Source organism: Sphingomonas sp. Leaf9 (genome assembly GCF_001421355.1).
Lineage (GTDB): Bacteria > Pseudomonadota > Alphaproteobacteria > Sphingomonadales > Sphingomonadaceae > Sphingomonas.
The window spans coordinates 847,509-865,000 of sequence record NZ_LMKC01000001.1; the positions used below are offsets into that span (position 1 = coordinate 847,509).

Here is a 17,492-nt window from a genome sequence, read left to right on the forward strand (position 1 = left end):
AAAACGCTATCGATCATAGCCATGGCGCAGGACGATCGGCGAAGAATCGTGCGCGTGGGGATATGGTGGGAGAGTGGGATGACGCTGGAACGACGGGACATTCTACGCGGTGCGGCGCTGGCCGGACTCGGCGCGACGCTGCCGACAGGGGCGCTGGCCAACACCGTATCGCCCACTGCCATCGACCCGATCGCGGCGGTCGCCCCCGAACTGCGCCCCGCCGCGCGACAGATTCAGGCGATGGTCGCCGCGATGCCGCCGATCACGCAGGCCTATCGAACGATGCGCGCCGGGCCCCAGCCGCCGCCCGCGACCGACATCCCCCAGGTCGAACGCCGCATTCCCGGCGCCGCCGGCCAGCCGCCGGTGACGGTGTACGTCATCAACGCGAAACCCGGCACGCGCCGCCCCGCGATCCTGCACACCCATGGCGGCGGCTATATCGTCGGGTCGGCCAAGGGATCGATCCTGCAATGCCAGGACCTGGCTCGGCAGCTCGACTGCGTGGTCGTGACCGTCGAATATCGGCTGGCGCCCGAGACGACCTATCTCGGGTCGGTCGCCGACAACCATGCCGCGCTGCTGTGGCTCAACGCCAATGCCGCGACGCTCGGCGTCGATCCGGCACGGATCGCGGTGATGGGCGAAAGTGCCGGCGGCGGCCATGCCGCGCTGCTGGCGCTGATGGCGCGCGACCGGCGCAGCGTGCCGCTCTGCGCGCAGGTGCTGATCTATCCGATGCTCGACGACCGTACCGGCAGCACGCGCGCGGTGCCGCCGTTCATCGGCCGGATCGGATGGGATGCGCCCGCCAATATCTTTGGCTGGACCTGCTTTTTGGGACAGGCACCCGGCGGCGCGGCGGTGCCCGCCGCCGGGGTGCCGGCGCGGGTGCGCCACCTGTCGGGCCTGCCGCCGACCTTCATCGCGGTCGGATCGGTCGACCTGTTCGTCGAGGAGGACGTGGACTATGCCCGGCGGCTGATCGTGGCGGGCGTGCCGACCGAACTGGTCGTGACGCCGGGCGGGTTTCACGGGTTCGATGCGGTCGCCCCCGACACCGGACTTGCCAGGCGCTTCACCGCCGCCAAGATCGCGGCGCTGCGCCGGGCCTTCGGGTCCGATGGCACGGCGACATGATTCTCCGACAGGATATTGCCCATGGCCACCCGTTCCCTGCCCCTTCGCGCCGCGTTGCTGCTCTCGCTTGGCCTGTTGCCCGGCGCCGTTCCCGCGCAGGGTGCCGTGGCTGAACGTCCCGCCCCGCCCGCCGCATGGACCGCCGCACCGTTCGTGCCGCTATGGACCGGCACCCCGCCCGGCGGCGGCTTTCGACCGGTAAAGGTTCCGGCGGACAGCCCCGCCACCTTCCTGCGCAATATCGACCGGCCGGGCCTGCGCGTCTTCCGCCCGGCGCGCGCCAATGGCGCTTCGGTGCTGGTGATCCCCGGCGGGGCCTATGATTTCCTGTCGATCGGTAACGAAGGCGTCGACATTGCCGGGCGGCTGAATGCGCTGGGCTATACCGTCTATGTCCTCGTCTATCGCCTGCCGGGCGAAGGCTGGGCCAACCGCTCGGACGTACCGTTGCAGGATGCCCAGCGGGGGTTGCGCATGGTCCGCGCGGCGGCGGGCAAGGACGGCCTCGACCCGCACCGGGTGGCGGTGCTGGGCTTCTCGGCGGGCGGGCATCTGGCCGCGACGCTGGAAACGGATTTCGCGCAACCGGTCTACCCCCCGCGCGATGCGACCGACCGGATCGACGCCCGCCCCGATGCCGCCGCGCTGATCTATCCAGTGATCGCCGCCGCCCCGCCCTTTACCCACGGCCTGTCCGCCGAACGGCTGCTGGGGCCAAAGCCCGATGCGGCGCTGGTCGCACGCCGCTCGCCCGCCGATCATGTGACGGCGACCACCCCGCCGACCTTCCTGCTGCACGCGATGGACGATGGCGCGGTCGTCCCCGACAACAGCCTGGCGATGATGGCCGCGCTGCGCCGCGCCGGCCGCCCGGTCGAGGCGCATTTCCTGGCCGAAGGCGGCCACGGCTTCGGCGTCGGATCGCCCACCCTGCCCGCCGGCCATTGGGTCGAGACATTCGACCATTGGCTCCAGCGCGAATTCGCGAAGGCCAATTGACCCTGACGACGCATTTTAGCTATTCTAAATAACAATTAGACCAAGGGGAGCGAGGATGCCGGATACGATGATCGACGGATGGACGCGACGATCGATGCTCGGCGCCTCTGCCGCGCTGGCGGGGGCGGCGGCACTGCCCGCCGGTGCCGCCGCGGCACCCCAGCGGCTGACCAGCATCGGCCTGACCTTCGCCTATGAAGCGATCGTGACACTGGGCAAGGCGGAGGAGGTCGGCGCGACCCCGCTGGGCAAGCGTATCCGCATCCCGATCACCGGCGGCCGCTTCGCCGGCCCGCGCATTTCCGGCACGATCCTGCCCGAAGGGATGGATTGGCAACTGGTCCGCGCCGACGGATCGACCGTGCTGGAGGCCGCCTATCTGATGCGCGAGGCCGACGGCACGCTGATCCACATCACCAATCGCGGGATCGTGTTCAACGGACAGGTGCGTACCACCCCGGTGTTCGAAGTACCGCTGGGCAAGCATCAATGGCTGAACCAGGGCAATTTCCTCGGCACGGTCGGCCCCGCCGATCCGGCCGACGGCGCGGCGGTGCGCATCACCGTCTATCAACTGGCATGACGATGGAGCGCACCATGATGCAACGATCGATCACGATCGCCGCGATCCTCGCCGGATCGGCGCTGGCCGGTTGTGCGACCCCGGTCCCGCCGATGGCGACGACGCAGGCATCCGCGCCGCAGGGGTGCGCCGCGCTGCTGGGCGGCGGCTGGAGCGATCCGACGATGCGCGTCCTGACCGCCGACGACCGTGCCGCCGGGCTGGTGCTCGACCTGGGCTTTGGGGCCAAGACGCAGCCGCTCCCCGCGCATTGCGAGGTGACCGGCGTGCTGCGCGAACGTACCGGGCAGGACGGACAGAAATACGCCATCCATTTCCGGATGCGGCTGCCCGACCAGTGGAACCGGCGGTTCCTGTTCCAGGGCGGCGGCGGCACCAATGGCGATATCGGATCGGCGATCGGGCTGCTCAACGCCGGGCAGACCGCGCTGGCGCAGGGCTTTGCCGTTATCAGCCAGGATTCAGGGCATTCGAACGACACCAATGTCGATCCGGCACGCGGCGGCGCGGTGGCGTTCGGCTTCGATGCGCAGGCCCGCGCCGACTATGGCCATGCCTCGCTGAAGGCCAGCTATGACGCGGCCCGCGCGATCCTGAAGCGGCGTTACGGCGGCGACCCGGCGCACAGCTATTTCGCAGGTTGTTCGAAGGGCGGGCAGGAAGGGATGGCCTTCGCCCAGCGCTATCCGGAGGCGTTCGACGGCATCCTCGCCGCCGCGCCGGGCTTTGCGCTGCCCAAGGCGGCGATCGCCGAGGCATGGGATACGCAGAGCTATGCCGCCATCGTCCGCTCAGCCGGCGAGAAGAGCGTGCCCGTCGCACGGCTGGCGCAGGCGTTTTCCGACGGCGACCTGCTGCTCGCGCGGCAGGCGGTGCTGGCGGCGTGCGATGCAAAGGATGGATTGGCCGACGGGCTGGTCGGCGCGTTCGCCCAGTGCGGCTCGGCGGAGGTCGTGCGCGAACTGCGCGCCCGCCAATGCAGCGGACAGAAGAACCAGAGCTGCCTTGCCCCCGGACAGATCGATGCGATGGTCCGCGCGTTCGGCGGCCCGCGCGACAGCCGGGGACAGGCGCTCTATGCCTACTTCCCGTGGGATGCCGGCATGGCCGATAATGGCTGGCGCATCTGGAAGATGGGGCTGGCGACCCCGGCCGTCCCCGCGATCAATGCGGCAATGGGCGCGCCGGCCCTCGCGACCATCTTTTCCACGCCGCCGCGCGCGCTGGGTCCGGGGCCGCAGGCGGGGATGGACTTCGCCATGGCCTATGACTTCGACCGCGATCCGGCCAAGATCCACGCCACCGCGCCGGGCTTTCCGCGATCGGCGTGGGAGGACATCGCCGCACGGTCGAGCGACCTCAGCCGGTTTCGCAAGCATGGCGGGCGGATGATCGTGCCGCATGGCGCGTCCGATCCGGTCTTCTCGATCAACGACACGATCGCGTGGTGGAACGATGTCGACGGCAAGAACGGCGGACAGGCCGCGTCGTTCGTCCGGGTCTTCCCGGTGCCCGGCATGGCGCATTGTCAGGGCGGACCGGCGACCGACCAGTTCGATGGCTTGGGCGCATTGGTCCGCTGGGTCGAACAGGGACAGGCCCCCGACCGGATCGACGCGAGCGCCGGCCCGATGACCCCATGGCCCGGCCGCACCCGCCCGCTCTGCCCCTACCCGCTCGTCGCACGGCCGGTCGCGGGGGCAACCGATACGGAAAAGGCGGCGGCGTTCGAGTGCAAGGCGGTGACCTAACCCCCATCGTCACCCCGGGCATGACCCGGGGTCCCGCTGTTTCTTCTACGACGGGCGCCGAAGTTTACACTTCCTCCGGCCAGTACAACCGCATCGGGTTGTCGACCAACAGCTTCCTCTGCAACGCCTCGGTCGGCGCGATCGCCGGGATCACGTCGACCAGCGCGCCGTCGTCGGGCAGCACGCTTTCCATATTCGGATGCGGCCAGTCGGTGCCCCACAATACCCGGTCGGGATATGCCGCGACCAACGGCCGCACCGCCGCCACGAAATCGGCATAGGGCGGCCCGGCGGGGTCGAGCCGGTCGGGACAGGTCACCTTGGTCCAGATATCGTCCCGGCTGTCGAGCAGCGACCGGAACGCGGCCATGTCCGCGCCGTCCGGCCCCTGGGTCACATCGGGGCGGCCCATATGGTCGATCACCACCGGCACCGGGATCGCCGCGAGGAACGGGCGCATCTCCTCCAGCAGATCCGCCTCGAAATAGACGACGACATGCCAGCCCAGCCGCGCGATGCGCTGCGCGATGTCGAGGAACCGGTCCTTGGGCGCATCGTCGACCAGCCGCTTCAGGAAATTGAACCGCACCCCGCGCATGCCGCCGGCGTGGATCGCGTCCAGTTCCGCATCGCTGATCGCCGGATCGACCACCGCAACCCCGCGACACGTGCCCTGCGACACGGCAATCGCGTGCAAGGTGGCACGATTGTCGGTGCCGTGGCAGCTCGCCTGCACGATGACGTTGCGGCTGAACCCCAGCGTCCTGCGCAGCGCGAACAGCGCGTCCGGCCCGGCATCCTGCGGCAGGTATTTCGCCTTGGGACTGAACGGAAAGTCCGCCTGCGGCCCGAACACATGGCAATGCGCATCGGCCGCCCCCGGCGGCGGGATAAAGCGCGGCGTGGAGGGTTCGAGCGTCCAGCTGCGGATACGGCCCTGTTCGTCCTTCACGCGAAAATCTCCCCATCCATCAACTTCCGCGCGGTGCGCAGCATTCCCGCCTCGACCGGCTGGCCCTCCGCGTCCAGCGTAACAACGCACTCGGTGACCCCGCTCGGATGCTCGACCCCCAGCGTCAGATGCCTGCCCCGCGGCACCTTCGCGACCTTCGCGGCAGGCGATCCGTCGATCAGGCAGGCGGTGGCGACGCTGACCGCGCCCAGCACGCCGATCGACGCATGGACCCGGTGCGGGATCAGCGACCGCACCGCGATCGCCCCGCCATCGCGGGGGGCGGCGACCAGCATCATCTTGGGCACCGACTTTTCGGTCACGTCGCCCAGATTCATCAGCGGCCCGGCCTGCAACCGGATCGCCTCGACCCTGGCCTTCATCGCGGCATTCGCGTCGAGGGTCTCGCGATCCTCATAGCCTGTGATTCCAACGTCCTGTGCCGCGATAACGACGCACGGCATGCCATTGTCGATCATCGTGACCGCGACGCCATCGATGGTGTCGACGCCGTTTCCGGTCGGCAGCAGCGTCCCGCACGACGACCCCGCCGTGTCGCGAAACGCCAGCGGCACCGGCGCGGCGGTGCCGGGCACCCCGCTGATCGCCGCATCACCGGCATAGGTCACGACGCCGCCGGGAGTCTGCACCGTGGCGACGGCGACCTGTCCGGTATTCTCCATGAAGATCGCGACCCGCGTTTCGCCGTCCGCCGCCGCGACCAGCCCGCGCTCGATCGCGAACGGGCCGACACCGGCCAGGATGTTTCCGCAATTCTGCGCATCGGTCACGATCGCCTGATCGACGAACACCTGCAGGAACAGGTAATCGACGTCCACGCCGTCACGCGTCGAGCGGTTCACGACCGCCACCTTGCTGGTCAGCGGGTCCGCGCCGCCCATGCCGTCGATCTGGCGCGGATCGGGCGATCCCATTGCGCGCAACAGGAATGCGTCCCGTGCGGCAGGGTCGGCGGGCAGGTCGTCCTTCAGGAAATAGCCGCCCTTCGAAGAGCCGCCCCGCATCCACATGCAGCGCACGCCGTCAGACATATTTCAGCCCCATCGCTTCGAGACGCGGGCGCATGTCGTAGATGTCGAGGCCCAGTTCCCCGGCGGCCAGTCGCACCCGCTTGCCCTCCTCCGCCGCTTCCCGCGCGCGGGCCTTGTCCAGTACCGCCGCGGCGTCGGCGCGCTTCACCACGCACACGCCGTCGTCATCCGCCACGATCACGTCGCCCGCGTCGATCGCGGCTCCGGCGCAGACCACCGGCACATTGACCGATCCCAGCGTGTTCTTGACCGTTCCTTGCGCGAACACCGCCTTCGACCATACCGGAAAGCCCATCTGCGTCAGGTCGCGCACGTCGCGCACCCCGGCATCGATCACCAGCCCGCGACAGCCGCGTGCCATCGCGCTGGTTGCCAGCAGGTCGCCGAAATAGCCGTCGATGCACGGACTGGTCGGCGCCAGCACGAGGATGTCGCCCGCCTGCAACTGTTCGATCGCGACATGCACCATCCAGTTGTCGCCGGGCGCGGCGGAGATCGTCACCGCGCTGCCCGCGATCCGCGCGCCCGAATAGATCGGACGCAGCTGATGGCCCAGCAGCCCGATCCGCCCCTGCGCCTCATGCACCGTCGCGACCCCGGCGGCGGCAAGGCCGTCGATGACCGCCGCATCGGCCCGGTCGATATGCTGCACGACGACGTTCATGGCGGTCCTTCCTTGGGGGCAAGTCGTGTCGTCCGTCCCGCGTCGCGCGCGGCAATGCCAATCGATCTTGCGCGCGGCCCATAAGTTTTTGCTATATCCGCCGTCGTGAAGCCGTTCGACCTCAACCTGCGCCACCTGCGCGCCATCGGCCATATCGTTGCCGAGCGCAGCCTGAATCGCGCCGCCGACGCCACCGGCCTGTCACAGCCCGCGCTGACCCAGGGCCTCGGCAAGCTCGAACGCCAGCTCGGCACCCGTCTGTTCGAACGGCATCCCGACGGCATGACCGCCACCGCCGCGGGGCAGGCGCTGGCGGAGCGCACCGAGCGTGCCTTTGCCCTGCTGGCCGGGATCGGCCGGCGCGGCGGCAAGCGCGGTTTTGCCCGGCCCGACGCGCTGATGACCGCGACCCAGGCGGAGGCGTTCCTGCACTTCGCCGATGCGGGCGGCTTTGCCGGCGCAGCGGTCAGCAGCGGGCTGTCGCAACCGGCGATCCACCGCGCGGTGCGCGAGCTGGAGGCGATCTGGGCGACGCCGCTGGCCGAACGGCGCGGGCGCGGCATGGTGCTGACCGCCGCCGGCCGTGCGCTTGCGCGCGGCGTACGCCTGGCAGCGGGGGAGATCGCGGCGGGCATCGTCGAGGCGCGCGGCGATGCCGGCGAGGGCGGCCGTATCGCGGTGGGCGCAATGCCGCTCAGCCGCGCGCTGCTGCTACCGCACGCGCTCGCGCTATTCCTCGCCGATGCACGGGGCACGGTGATCGACGTGGTGGAGGGGTCGTGGCGCGAACTGGTCGACCCGCTGCTCGATGGCGTGATCGACCTGATGATCGGCGCGCTGCGCAGCGATCCGCCCGCCGGGATCGATCAGGTACCGCTGTTCGCCGACCGGCTCGCCATCTTTGCCCGCGCCGGCCATCCGCTGGCGGGCAAGGCGGTCGATCTCGACCAGCTTGCCGCGCAACCCTGGGTCGTGGGCCCCACCGGCACCCCGCTGCGCAGCCATTGGGAAACGCTGTTCGCCGGCCGCCCGCTGCCGCCGGTGCCGGTCGAATGCGGATCGGTGATGGTGATCCGGGGCCTGCTGGCCGAAAGCGACCTGCTGACCCTGCTCTCCCCCGATCAGGTCGCGCTGGAGGTCGATGCCGGGCTGCTGGTGCGGATCGGGCCGGAACTGAGCGACACGGTGCGGACCATCGGCATCACCACCCGCACCGGATGGCGCTCTACCGCCGGGCAGGCGCGGCTGATCGCGCTGCTCGAACGTGCATCCCAGGAAACCAGACTTCAGGAAAACCGATAAGGCCCGGCGCTTTCCGATTGGCGGCATGTCCGGTTCGCCCGGTAGGCCGGGAACATGCAAAGGATCATCGTCTCGATCGGGTTCGGCGAAGCAGGGCAGGCATTCGCCCGTCCCGGCGTCCGCAGCTACGACCGCAAGGTCGCCGATCCGACGACGCGCGCCGCCTTGCTCGATGCATGTCGCGCCGCCGGGGTCGAGGGCTGCGATGCGCCGCAGGCTGCGCTGACCGGGGCGCATGCTGTGCTCTCGCTGGTGACCGCCGATCAGGCGCTGCCCGCCGCCCGCGCCGCTGCGCCGCACCTTGCCCCCGGCGCGCTGTGGCTCGACATGAACAGCGTCGCTCCCGATACCAAGCGCGCCGCCGCGCAGGCGATCGCCGCCGCCGGTGGCCGCTATATCGATGTCGCGGTGATGGCCCCGGTCCTGCCCGTACGGCTGGCCGTACCGCTGCTGCTCGCCGGTCCCGATGCGGCGGAAGCCGAGGGGGTGTTGCGCGACCATGGCTTCACCAATGTCGCCATCGCCGGCCCTACGATCGGCGACGCATCGTCGATCAAGATGATCCGGTCGGTAATGGTGAAGGGGCTGGAAGCGCTAACCGCTGAATGCGCGCTGGCCGCCGAACGTGCCGGGGTGCGGGATGCGGTGGTCGCCTCGCTCGACACCAGCTGGAAACTGCAAGGGTGGGAAAGCCGGATCGACTATAATCTTGACCGGATGATGGCCCACGGCCTCCGCCGCGCAGCCGAGATGGAGGAGGTCGCAGCCACGCTGGAGGCGCTGGGCGTCGAGCCGGCGATGACGCGCGGCACGATCCGCCGCCAGCACGCGCTCGGCAGCCTCGGCCTCACCCCGCCCGACGGCCTGACGGCCAAGCTCGCCGCCCTTGGAGACACCGCATGATTATCGACTGCCACGGCCATTACACCGTGCTGCCCAAGGCCCATGACGCCTGGCGCGAAGCACAGGTGGCGGCGTACCAGGCGGGCGAACCCGCCCCGCACTATCCCGAGATCAGCGATGCCGACATCCGTGAGACGATCGAGGCGAACCAGCTGCGCCTCATCAAGGAACGCGGCGCGGACCTGACGATCTTTTCCCCCCGCGCCTCCGCCATGGCACCGCATGTCGGCGACGAGGGCGTGGCGATCGAATGGGCGCGCCGTTGCAACGACCTGATCGCGCGGGTCGTCGCTCTGTTCCCCGATACCTTCGTCGGCGTCTGCATGTTGCCGCAAAGCCCGAAGGCGGACATGACCGCTTCGATCGCCGAGCTGGAACGCTGCGTGCGCGAGCTGGGCTTTATCGGCTGCAACCTGAACCCCGATCCGGGCGGCGGGCATTTCACCCATCCGCCGCTGACCGATCGCTACTGGTATCCGTTCTACGAGGCGATGGTCGCGCTGGACGTGCCGGCGATGATCCATGTGTCGGGCAGCTGCAATCCGGCGATGCACGCCACCGGCGGCTATTACATCGCCGCCGATACCGTCGCCTTCATGCAGCTGCTGCAGGGCGACCTGTTCGCCGACTTCCCGACGCTGAAGTTCATCATCCCCCATGGCGGCGGCGCGGTGCCGTATCACTGGGGGCGCTATCGTGGCCTCGCCGACATGCTGAAGAAGCCGGCGCTCGACACCCATCTGATGCGCAACATCTTCTTCGATACCTGCGTCTATCACCAGCCCGGCGTCGACCTGTTGGCCAATGTGATCGACAGCAAGAACATCCTGTTCGGCAGCGAGATGGTCGGCGCGGTGCGCGGGATCGATCCGACCACGGGACAGTATTTTGACGACACCAAACGCTATGTCGACGCGCTGGATATCGGCGACGCGGAACGCGCCGCAATCTTTGAAGGCAATGCCCGTCGCGTCTTTCCCCGCCTCGACGCCTTGCTGATGGAGCGCGGCCTGTGAGCGAACCCAACGACATCCATGCCTATCTGGCCGAGTTCGAGGATATTCCCGGCACCCGCGTCTTCACCGCCGCGCGGGCGCGGCAGGGCTATCACATGAACCAGTTCGCGATGAGCCTGATGAAGCCGGAAAACCGTGAGCGGTGGAAGGCGGACGAGGCGGCCTATCTCGACCAATGGCCGCTGAGCGCGGAGCAGCGCGCGGCGATCCTCTCGCGCGACTATAATCGCTGCCTCGATCTGGGCGGCAACATCTATTTCCTCGCCAAAGTCTTTTCGACCGATGGCCTGAGCTTCGTGCAGGCGGTCAGCACGATGACCGGCGTGTCGGTCGAGGATTATCAGGCGATGATGAATGCCGGCGGCCGATCGCCGCAGGGCGTCCGTTCGAAGAAGGACCCGCGATAATGGCCCGCATCACCGCCGGCGTGGCGAGCAGCCACGTCCCCCTACTCGGCGTCGCGCATGACCTGCTTAAGGATCGCGACGATTATTTCGGCCCAATCTTTGCCGGCTATGACTGGACGCGCACGTGGGAGAAGGCGGAAAAGCCCGACGTCGTGATCCTGGTCTATAACGACCATGCCTCCGCGTTCGACATGAGGATCATTCCGACCTTCGCGATCGGTTGCGGCGAAGTCTACCAGCCCGCCGACGAAGGCTGGGGTCCGCGCCAGGTGCCCGACGTTCATGGCCACCCCGACCTGGCGTGGCACATCGCACAGAGCCTGATCCTCGACGAATTCGACATGACCATCATCAACGAGATGGACGTCGACCACGGACTGACCGTGCCGCTCAGCATGATGTTCGGCGATGTGGCGCAGTGGCCGTGCAAGGTCATTCCGCTGGCGGTCAACGTCGTCACCTATCCCCCGCCCTCGGGCAATCGCTGCTGGGCGCTGGGCGAGGCGATCGCGCGCGCCGTGGCCAGCTTTCCCGAGGATCTGAACGTGCAGGTCTGGGGCACCGGCGGCATGAGCCACCAGTTGCAGGGGCCGCGCGCCGGCCTGATCAATCGCGAATGGGACAATGATTTCCTCGACGGGATGATCGGCGACACCGACCGGCTGCGCCACATTCCGCACATCGAATATCTGCGCGAAACCGGGTCCGAAGGGATCGAGATGGTGATGTGGCTCATCATGCGGGGGGCGATGGGCAAGCGCACCAAGGCACTCCACCGCCATTATCATGTGCCGTGCAGCAACACCGCCATCGGCCACCTCGTGCTCAAGCCAGACAACTAAAGCCCTCTCCCCTGCAGGGGAGAGGGTTGGGAGAGGGGCAGTCGAACACCACAAACGACAGGACTGGGAATGAGAGACTGCCCCTCTCCCCCAGTCCTCTCCCGATGCGGGAGAGGGAGAAGCACATGAAAATCGCACTCGCCGGCGCTGGCGCCTTTGGTGAAAAGCATCTCGACGGCCTTCGCAATATCGATGGGGTCGAAGTCGTCTCGCTGGTCGGTCGCCGGCTGGAACCGACCCAGGCGATCGCCGCCAAATACGGCATCGGCCATGCGACGACCGATCTCGCCGAGGCGCTGGAACAGCCCGGTCTCGACGCCGTGATCCTGTGCACCCCGACCCAGATGCACGCGGCACAGGCGATCCAGTGCCTCGATGCGGGCAAGCATGTGCAGGTGGAAATCCCGCTGTGCGACAGCCTGGCCGATGGCGAGGCGGTGCTGGCAAAGGCCAACGCGACCGGGCTGACCGCGATGTGCGGCCATACCCGTCGCTTCAACCCCAGCCACCAGTTCGTCCACGACCGCATCGCGCGCGGCGAATTCGCCGTGCAGCAGATGGACGTCCAGACCTATTTCTTCCGCCGCAAGAACATGAATGCCAAGGGCGAGCCGCGGTCGTGGACCGACCATCTGCTGTGGCATCACGCCGCGCATACCGTCGACCTGTTCGCCTATCAGGCGGGGCCGATCGTGCAGGCGAACGCGATCGAGGGGCCGCACCATCCTGAACTCGGCATCGCGATGGACATGTCGATCCAGCTGAAGGCGGAAAGCGGTGCGATCTGCACCCTGTCGCTGTCGTTCAACAATGACGGGCCGCTCGGCACCTTCTTCCGCTATATCGGCGACACCGGCACCTATATCGCGCGCTACGATGATCTGGTGACGGGCAAGGAAGAGCCGATCGACCTGTCGGGCGTCGCGGTGTCGACAAACGGGATCGAGCTGCAGGACCGCGAATTCATCGCCGCGATCCGCGAAGGCCGCGAACCCAATTCCAGCGTCGCGCAGGTCCTGCCCTGCTACCGCGTCCTCGACGCGCTCGACCGGCAACTGGCCGCCGCGCGATGAAGACGTCGGTCGTCATCGTCGGGGCAGGTCCCTCGGGCCTGCTCCTCGGCCATCTGCTGCGCGCGGCCGGGGTCGACTGCATCGTCGTGGAGCGACAATCGCCCGACTATGTGCTCGGCCGCATCCGCGCAGGCGTGCTGGAGGCGGTGACGACCGACCTGATGACCCGGCTCGGGCTGGACCGGAGGCTGCGCGCGGAGGGGCTGGTCGAGGGAGGGTTCAACTTCGCCACCGACGATCACCTGATCCGCATCGATATCAAGGCGCTGACCGGGCGCCATGTCACCGTCTATGGCCAGACCGAGGTGACGCGCGACCTGATGGAAGCGGCGGCGACACGCGACCTGACCATTGTGTACGATGCGAAGGATGTAGCACTACACGATATCGACAGCGCAGCGCCGTTCGTCACCTTCCTGCGGGACGGCGTCGCCACCCGGATCGATACGCAATTCATCATCGGTTGCGACGGGTTTCATGGCCCCTCGCGTCGGGCGATCCCGGCGGCGGCGGTGCGCGAGTTCGAGCGGGAATATCCGTTCGGCTGGCTCGGCATCCTTGCCGACGTGCCCCCCTGCCACCCAGAACTGATCTACGCCAATGGCGCGCGCGGCTTTGCGCTCGCATCGATGCGCTCGGCGACGCGCAGCCGCTATTATGTGCAGGTACCGCTGACCGACCGGATCGAGGATTGGAGCGAGGAGCGGTTGTGGGACGAACTGGCCGGGCGGTTCGATCCGCTTTCCGACCACGGCGTCACCCGCGGGCCGGCGCTGGAGATGTCGATCGCGCCGCTGCGCTCCTATGTCTTTGAAACGATGCGTCATGGTCGGCTGTTCCTCGCCGGCGACAGCGCACATATCGTGCCGCCAACTGGTGCGAAGGGACTGAACCTGGCCGCGTCGGACGTCGCCTATCTGTCGGACGCGTTGATCGCGTTCTTCCAGAAGGACGACGACCGTGGCCTGGTCGGTTATCAGGCGCGAGCGCTGGCGCGGATCTGGAAGGCTGAACGCTTCAGCTGGTATCTGACCAAGCTGATGCATCGGTTCCCCGAGGACGGCGCCTTCGAACATCGCATGCAGACGGCGGAGCTGGATTATGTCGCCAGTTCGTTGGCGATGCAGACGGCCATTGCGGAGAACTATGTAGGGCTACCACTGTAGCGCGAGGCCAACGGCTAGTTCGAAGCGTCCGCCCGCGCCTTGAAACGCAAGCATCCCCGCGAGCGTGAGCTTGCGGGGTGGCATAATCGGTTTGGGTAAGGTTTGGTTGCGGGGACAGGATTTGAACCTGTGACCTTCAGGTTATGAGCCTGACGAGCTACCGGGCTGCTCCACCCCGCGACACCTTGGTCGCCCTTGCGGGCGTAAGGGGTGAGTTGGTTGCGGGGACAGGATTTGAACCTGTGACCTTCAGGTTATGAGCCTGACGAGCTACCGGGCTGCTCCACCCCGCGACACCTTGGTCGCCCTTGCGGGCGTAAGGGGTGAGATGAGATTGTGAATGGTATGTGCACCGGCTTCAATGCCTGGCGACGACCTACTCTTCCATTGCTTGAGCAATAGTACCATTGGCGCAGGCTGGTTTCACGGCCGAGTTCGGGATGGGATCGGGTGGTTCACAGACGCTATAGCCACCAGGCAATGAAGCGGGTGCACATTGTTTTTCAAATCGATGTCAAGGGCTGAGGAGTTTTCAACCACGCCATATGTCGAGCAGCCAGTGCTGACGTTGGGGGTGTGAACTCTACAAGCGCGAATAGGACAATTAGTATCGGTTAGCTTCACGCATTACTGCGCTTCCACATCCGATCTATCAAGGTCGTGGTCTCCGACCGTCCTAAGAAATCTTATCTTGAGGGAGGCTTCCCGCTTAGATGCTTTCAGCGGTTATCCCGTCCGTACATAGCTACCCTGCTGCGCCGTTGGCACGACGACAGGTACACCAGAGGTACGTTCAACCCGGTCCTCTCGTACTAGGGTCAACTCCTCTCAAATTTCGACGCCCACGGCAGATAGGGACCAAACTGTCTCGCGACGTTCTGAACCCAGCTCACGTACCACTTTAATTGGCGAACAGCCAAACCCTTGGGACCTGCTCCAGCCCCAGGATGTGATGAGCCGACATCGAGGTGCCAAACAACCCCGTCGATATGAGCTCTTGGGGGTTATCAGCCTGTTATCCCCGGCGTACCTTTTATCCGTTGAGCGATGGCCCTTCCACGAGGGACCACCGGATCACTATGACCGACTTTCGTCTCTGCTCGACTTGTCAGTCTCGCAGTCAGGCTGGCTTATGCCATTGCACTCTAACAGACGGTTTCCAACCGTCCTGAGCCAACCTTCGCGCGCCTCCGTTACTCTTTAGGAGGCGACCGCCCCAGTCAAACTACCCGCCACAGAGGGTCCCTCGCCCAGTTTCATGGGCGCAGGTTAGACATCAGAAAACAACAGGGTGGTATTTCACCTATGGCTCCACGTCAGCTGGCGCCGACGCTTCAAAGCCTCCCACCTATGCTACACAGTTCTTTCCTAATGCCACTCTGAAGCTGCAGTAAAGGTGCACGGGGTCTTTCCGTCTAACCGCGGGTACTCCGCATCTTCACGGAGAATTCAATTTCGCTGAGCATGTCCTGGAGACAGTGGGGAAGTCGTTACGCCATTCGTGCAGGTCGGAACTTACCCGACAAGGAATTTCGCTACCTTAGGACCGTTATAGTTACGGCCGCCGTTTACCTGGGCTTCATTTCAGAGCTTGCACCCCTCCACTTAACCTTCAGGCACCGGGCAGGCGTCAGGCCCTATACGTCGTCTTGAAGCCGACTTAGCAGAGCCCTGTGTTTTTGCTAAACAGTCGCTACCCCCTGGCCTGTGCCCCCCACAAGAGCTTGCGCCTATGTGGGGCCTCCTTCTTCCGAAGGTACGGAGGCAATTTGCCGAGTTCCTTCAGGACACTTCTCTCAAGCGCCTTGGTATACTCTACCTGACCACCTGTGTCGGTTTCGGGTACGGTCTATACGGTGGGGCTATTTCCCGGGACAGCTTCGAAGCCAGACCAATCCGATAAGGTCTGACAACACACGCCATCCGTCACACACCACCAGGCCCACGAATATTAACGTGGTTCCCATCGACTACCCCCTTCGGGCTCGTCTTAGGGGCCGGCTCACCCTGCGCGGATTAGCCTTGCGCAGGAACCCTTGGTCTTTCGGCGAAAGGGCATCTCACCCTTTTTATCGCTACTCATGTCTGCATTCGCACTTCCGATACCTCCACGACCCATTACCAGATCGCTTCACAGGCGTACGGAACGCTCCGCTACCGCGTGACGCATAAGCGCCACACCCTAAGCTTCGGTGCGTGTCTTGAGCCCCGTTACATCTTCGCCGCAGGAACCCTTGTTTAGACCAGTGAGCTGTTACGCTTTCTTTAAAGGATGGCTGCTTCTAAGCCAACCTCCTGGTTGTTTTGGGATTCCCACATGCTTTCCCACTTAGACACGACTTGGGGACCTTAGCTGTAGGTCAGGGCTGTTTCCCTTTTGACGACGGACCTTAGCACCCGCCGTCTGTCTCCCGGATATCACTCTTATGTATTCGGAGTTTGGTTAGTATTGGTAGATCTCGCGACCCCCGCAACCATCCAGTGCTCTACCCCATAAGGTGTCCATCCGAGGCACTACCTCAATAGTTTTCGCGGAGAACCAGCTATTTCCCGGCTTGATTGGCCTTTCACCCCTAAACACAACTCATCCGGTAACTTTTCAACGTTAATCGGTTCGGACCTCCAGTGGGTGTTACCCCACCTTCATCCTGGTCATGCCTAGATCGCCGGGTTTCGGGTCTAATCCATCAAACTCATTCGCCCTATTCAGACTCGCTTTCGCTGCGCCTACACCTAACGGCTTAAGCTTGCTTGATAGATTAAGTCACAGACCCATTATGCAAGAGGTACGCTGTCACCCCATAAAAGGGCTCCAACTGCTTGTAGGCAATCCGTTTCAGGTACTGTTTCACTCCCCTCATCGGGGTGCTTTTCACCTTTCCCTCACGGTACTAGTTCGCTATCGGTCATGTACGAGTATTTAGGCTTGGAGGGTGGTCCCCCCATGTTCAGACAGAATTACACGTGTTCCGCCCTACTCGAGTCTTGGATCATCACTTTCGCATACGGGACTGTCACCCGCTATGGTCAGCTTTTCCACGCTGTTCTGCTAGTTGAAATCCAAGCACTGGCCTGGTCCGCGTTCGCTCGCCACTACTAACGGAATCTCGGTTGATGTCTTTTCCTCCGGGTACTGAGATGTTTCAGTTCGCCGGGTTCGCTTCTCGAAACCTATGTATTCAGTTAAGAGATACCTTCCCCAATTAACCCTGCATGCCGTTTCCAACAGTCAGGATTAATCGGATAGGTGGGTTTCCCCATTCGGAAATCGTCGGGTCAATGCTTGCTCACAGCTCACCGACGCTTATCGCAGCGTGCCACGTCCTTCATCGCCTGTACATGCCAAGGCATCCACGAATTGCCCTTACCTCACGCTTGAGAGTCCACACCACCAACGACAACACTGGATCGACACCCGCTAGGGTGGCGACACGAAACTCGGCAGAGCAGTGTCACGCGGTTTGTATCGGTGTGGTTGAAAATCGCTCAGCCTTTGTTGTGATGAACGCCAGTCCGTTGGAGTTGCTGACGAACCTTGCGGCTCGCGCTTCCCTTCCGAACCAACGCCTCACGGCATCGATTTGAAAAAACCATTCACAATGTCAAATATCGGAAGCGGCGCCTTAACGCCGTCCCTCCCCG

General features: G+C 65.3%; 14 protein-coding genes, 2 tRNA genes and 2 rRNA genes. 11 read left to right on the forward strand and 7 right to left on the reverse strand.

Annotation, left to right across the window (positions count from 1 at the left end):
• The first annotated feature begins 78 nt into the window (after positions 1–78).
• Genes ASE58_RS04045 through ASE58_RS04060 form a run of 4 tightly spaced genes read left to right on the forward strand, consistent with a single transcriptional unit; the run spans position 79 to position 4,473 of the window.
• Positions 79–1,140 carry an alpha/beta hydrolase gene (locus tag ASE58_RS04045; RefSeq protein WP_055818004.1) on the forward strand — a complete coding sequence of 354 codons (1,062 nt, stop codon included), beginning with the start codon at positions 79–81 and terminating at the stop codon, positions 1,138–1,140.
• Between the two features lie 21 nt (positions 1,141–1,161).
• Positions 1,162–2,139: an alpha/beta hydrolase gene (locus ASE58_RS04050; protein WP_055818006.1), complete on the forward strand. Its 978-nt coding sequence runs from the start codon at positions 1,162–1,164 to the stop codon at positions 2,137–2,139.
• A gap of 55 nt (positions 2,140–2,194) precedes the next feature.
• A complete protein-coding gene (locus tag ASE58_RS04055; RefSeq protein WP_055818008.1) occupies positions 2,195–2,722 on the forward strand; it encodes a DUF3237 domain-containing protein in 528 nt (175 codons plus the stop codon).
• Between the two features lie 14 nt (positions 2,723–2,736).
• On the forward strand, positions 2,737–4,473 hold the full coding sequence (locus ASE58_RS04060) for a tannase/feruloyl esterase family alpha/beta hydrolase (RefSeq protein ID WP_156347596.1): 1,737 nt from the start codon (positions 2,737–2,739) through the stop codon (positions 4,471–4,473).
• A gap of 64 nt (positions 4,474–4,537) precedes the next feature.
• Here ASE58_RS04060 and ASE58_RS04065 read toward each other — a convergent pair whose 3' ends face one another.
• From ASE58_RS04065 to ASE58_RS04075, 3 genes are read right to left on the reverse strand one after another with little or no spacing between them, the layout of a single operon-like run.
• The gene (locus ASE58_RS04065) at positions 4,538–5,425 is read right to left on the reverse strand and encodes an amidohydrolase family protein (RefSeq protein ID WP_055818012.1); all 888 of its coding nucleotides are present in this window, start codon (positions 5,423–5,425) and stop codon (positions 4,538–4,540) included.
• A complete protein-coding gene (locus ASE58_RS04070) occupies positions 5,422–6,477 on the reverse strand; it encodes a 4-oxalomesaconate tautomerase (protein ID WP_055818014.1) in 1,056 nt (351 codons plus the stop codon). The genes ASE58_RS04065 and ASE58_RS04070 overlap by 4 nt, the downstream gene beginning before the upstream one ends.
• Positions 6,470–7,141, reverse strand: a complete 672-nt coding sequence (locus tag ASE58_RS04075; protein WP_055818016.1) for a 4-carboxy-4-hydroxy-2-oxoadipate aldolase/oxaloacetate decarboxylase — start codon at positions 7,139–7,141, stop codon at positions 6,470–6,472. Before ASE58_RS04075 ends, ASE58_RS04070 begins: the two co-directional genes overlap by 8 nt.
• A 105-nt stretch (positions 7,142–7,246) precedes the next feature.
• On the opposite strand from ASE58_RS04075, the gene ASE58_RS04080 reads away from it, so the two are divergent.
• The 7 genes from ASE58_RS04080 (at position 7,247) to pobA (ending at position 13,850) form a co-directional block, all read left to right on the forward strand.
• The gene (locus tag ASE58_RS04080; protein ID WP_055818018.1) at positions 7,247–8,443 is read left to right on the forward strand and encodes a LysR family transcriptional regulator; all 1,197 of its coding nucleotides are present in this window, start codon (positions 7,247–7,249) and stop codon (positions 8,441–8,443) included.
• 54 nt (positions 8,444–8,497) lie between these two features.
• On the forward strand, positions 8,498–9,346 hold the full coding sequence (locus ASE58_RS04085; protein WP_055818019.1) for an NAD(P)-dependent oxidoreductase: 849 nt from the start codon (positions 8,498–8,500) through the stop codon (positions 9,344–9,346).
• A complete protein-coding gene (locus tag ASE58_RS04090) occupies positions 9,343–10,362 on the forward strand; it encodes an amidohydrolase family protein (protein WP_055818022.1) in 1,020 nt (339 codons plus the stop codon). The genes ASE58_RS04085 and ASE58_RS04090 overlap by 4 nt, the downstream gene beginning before the upstream one ends.
• Positions 10,359–10,769 carry a protocatechuate 4,5-dioxygenase subunit alpha gene (ligA, locus tag ASE58_RS04095; protein ID WP_055818025.1) on the forward strand — a complete coding sequence of 137 codons (411 nt, stop codon included), beginning with the start codon at positions 10,359–10,361 and terminating at the stop codon, positions 10,767–10,769. The genes ASE58_RS04090 and ligA overlap by 4 nt, the downstream gene beginning before the upstream one ends.
• Positions 10,769–11,611, forward strand: coding sequence for a class III extradiol dioxygenase subunit beta (locus tag ASE58_RS04100; protein WP_055818026.1), 843 nt, complete (start codon positions 10,769–10,771; stop codon positions 11,609–11,611). Before ligA ends, ASE58_RS04100 begins: the two co-directional genes overlap by 1 nt.
• Before the next feature lie 125 nt (positions 11,612–11,736).
• Entirely contained in the window at positions 11,737–12,684 is a 948-nt protein-coding gene (locus tag ASE58_RS04105) for a Gfo/Idh/MocA family oxidoreductase (protein ID WP_055818028.1), read from the forward strand.
• A complete protein-coding gene (gene pobA / locus ASE58_RS04110; RefSeq protein ID WP_055818030.1) occupies positions 12,681–13,850 on the forward strand; it encodes a 4-hydroxybenzoate 3-monooxygenase in 1,170 nt (389 codons plus the stop codon). Before ASE58_RS04105 ends, pobA begins: the two co-directional genes overlap by 4 nt.
• A 103-nt stretch (positions 13,851–13,953) precedes the next feature.
• Here pobA and ASE58_RS04115 read toward each other — a convergent pair.
• The 4 genes from ASE58_RS04115 to ASE58_RS04130 form a co-directional block, all read right to left on the reverse strand.
• Positions 13,954–14,030: transfer RNA gene (locus ASE58_RS04115), tRNA-Met, on the reverse strand.
• Positions 14,031–14,066: 36 nt separating this feature from the next.
• Positions 14,067–14,143, reverse strand: a tRNA-Met gene (locus ASE58_RS04120).
• A gap of 70 nt (positions 14,144–14,213) precedes the next feature.
• Positions 14,214–14,328 (reverse strand): 5S ribosomal RNA (gene rrf / locus ASE58_RS04125).
• Between the two features lie 106 nt (positions 14,329–14,434).
• Positions 14,435–17,228: ribosomal RNA gene (locus tag ASE58_RS04130) — 23S ribosomal RNA — on the reverse strand.
• Positions 17,229–17,492 lie beyond the last annotated feature (264 nt).

Bases quoted from the DNA above. Each gene is read 5' to 3' on its own strand.
- ASE58_RS04045 (WP_055818004.1), top strand. From the start codon at position 79: ATGACGCTGGAACGACGGGACATTCTACGCGGTGCGGCGCTGGCCGGA.
- ASE58_RS04050 (WP_055818006.1), top strand. From the start codon at position 1,162: ATGGCCACCCGTTCCCTGCCCCTTCGCGCCGCGTTGCTGCTCTCGCTT.
- ASE58_RS04055 (WP_055818008.1), top strand. From the start codon at position 2,195: ATGCCGGATACGATGATCGACGGATGGACGCGACGATCGATGCTCGGC.
- ASE58_RS04060 (WP_156347596.1), top strand. From the start codon at position 2,737: ATGATGCAACGATCGATCACGATCGCCGCGATCCTCGCCGGATCGGCG.
- ASE58_RS04070 (WP_055818014.1), bottom strand. From the start codon at position 6,477: ATGTCTGACGGCGTGCGCTGCATGTGGATGCGGGGCGGCTCTTCGAAG.
- ASE58_RS04075 (WP_055818016.1), bottom strand. From the start codon at position 7,141: ATGAACGTCGTCGTGCAGCATATCGACCGGGCCGATGCGGCGGTCATC.
- ASE58_RS04085 (WP_055818019.1), top strand. From the start codon at position 8,498: ATGCAAAGGATCATCGTCTCGATCGGGTTCGGCGAAGCAGGGCAGGCA.
- ASE58_RS04090 (WP_055818022.1), top strand. From the start codon at position 9,343: ATGATTATCGACTGCCACGGCCATTACACCGTGCTGCCCAAGGCCCAT.
- ASE58_RS04100 (WP_055818026.1), top strand. From the start codon at position 10,769: ATGGCCCGCATCACCGCCGGCGTGGCGAGCAGCCACGTCCCCCTACTC.
- ASE58_RS04105 (WP_055818028.1), top strand. From the start codon at position 11,737: ATGAAAATCGCACTCGCCGGCGCTGGCGCCTTTGGTGAAAAGCATCTC.
- pobA (WP_055818030.1), top strand. From the start codon at position 12,681: ATGAAGACGTCGGTCGTCATCGTCGGGGCAGGTCCCTCGGGCCTGCTC.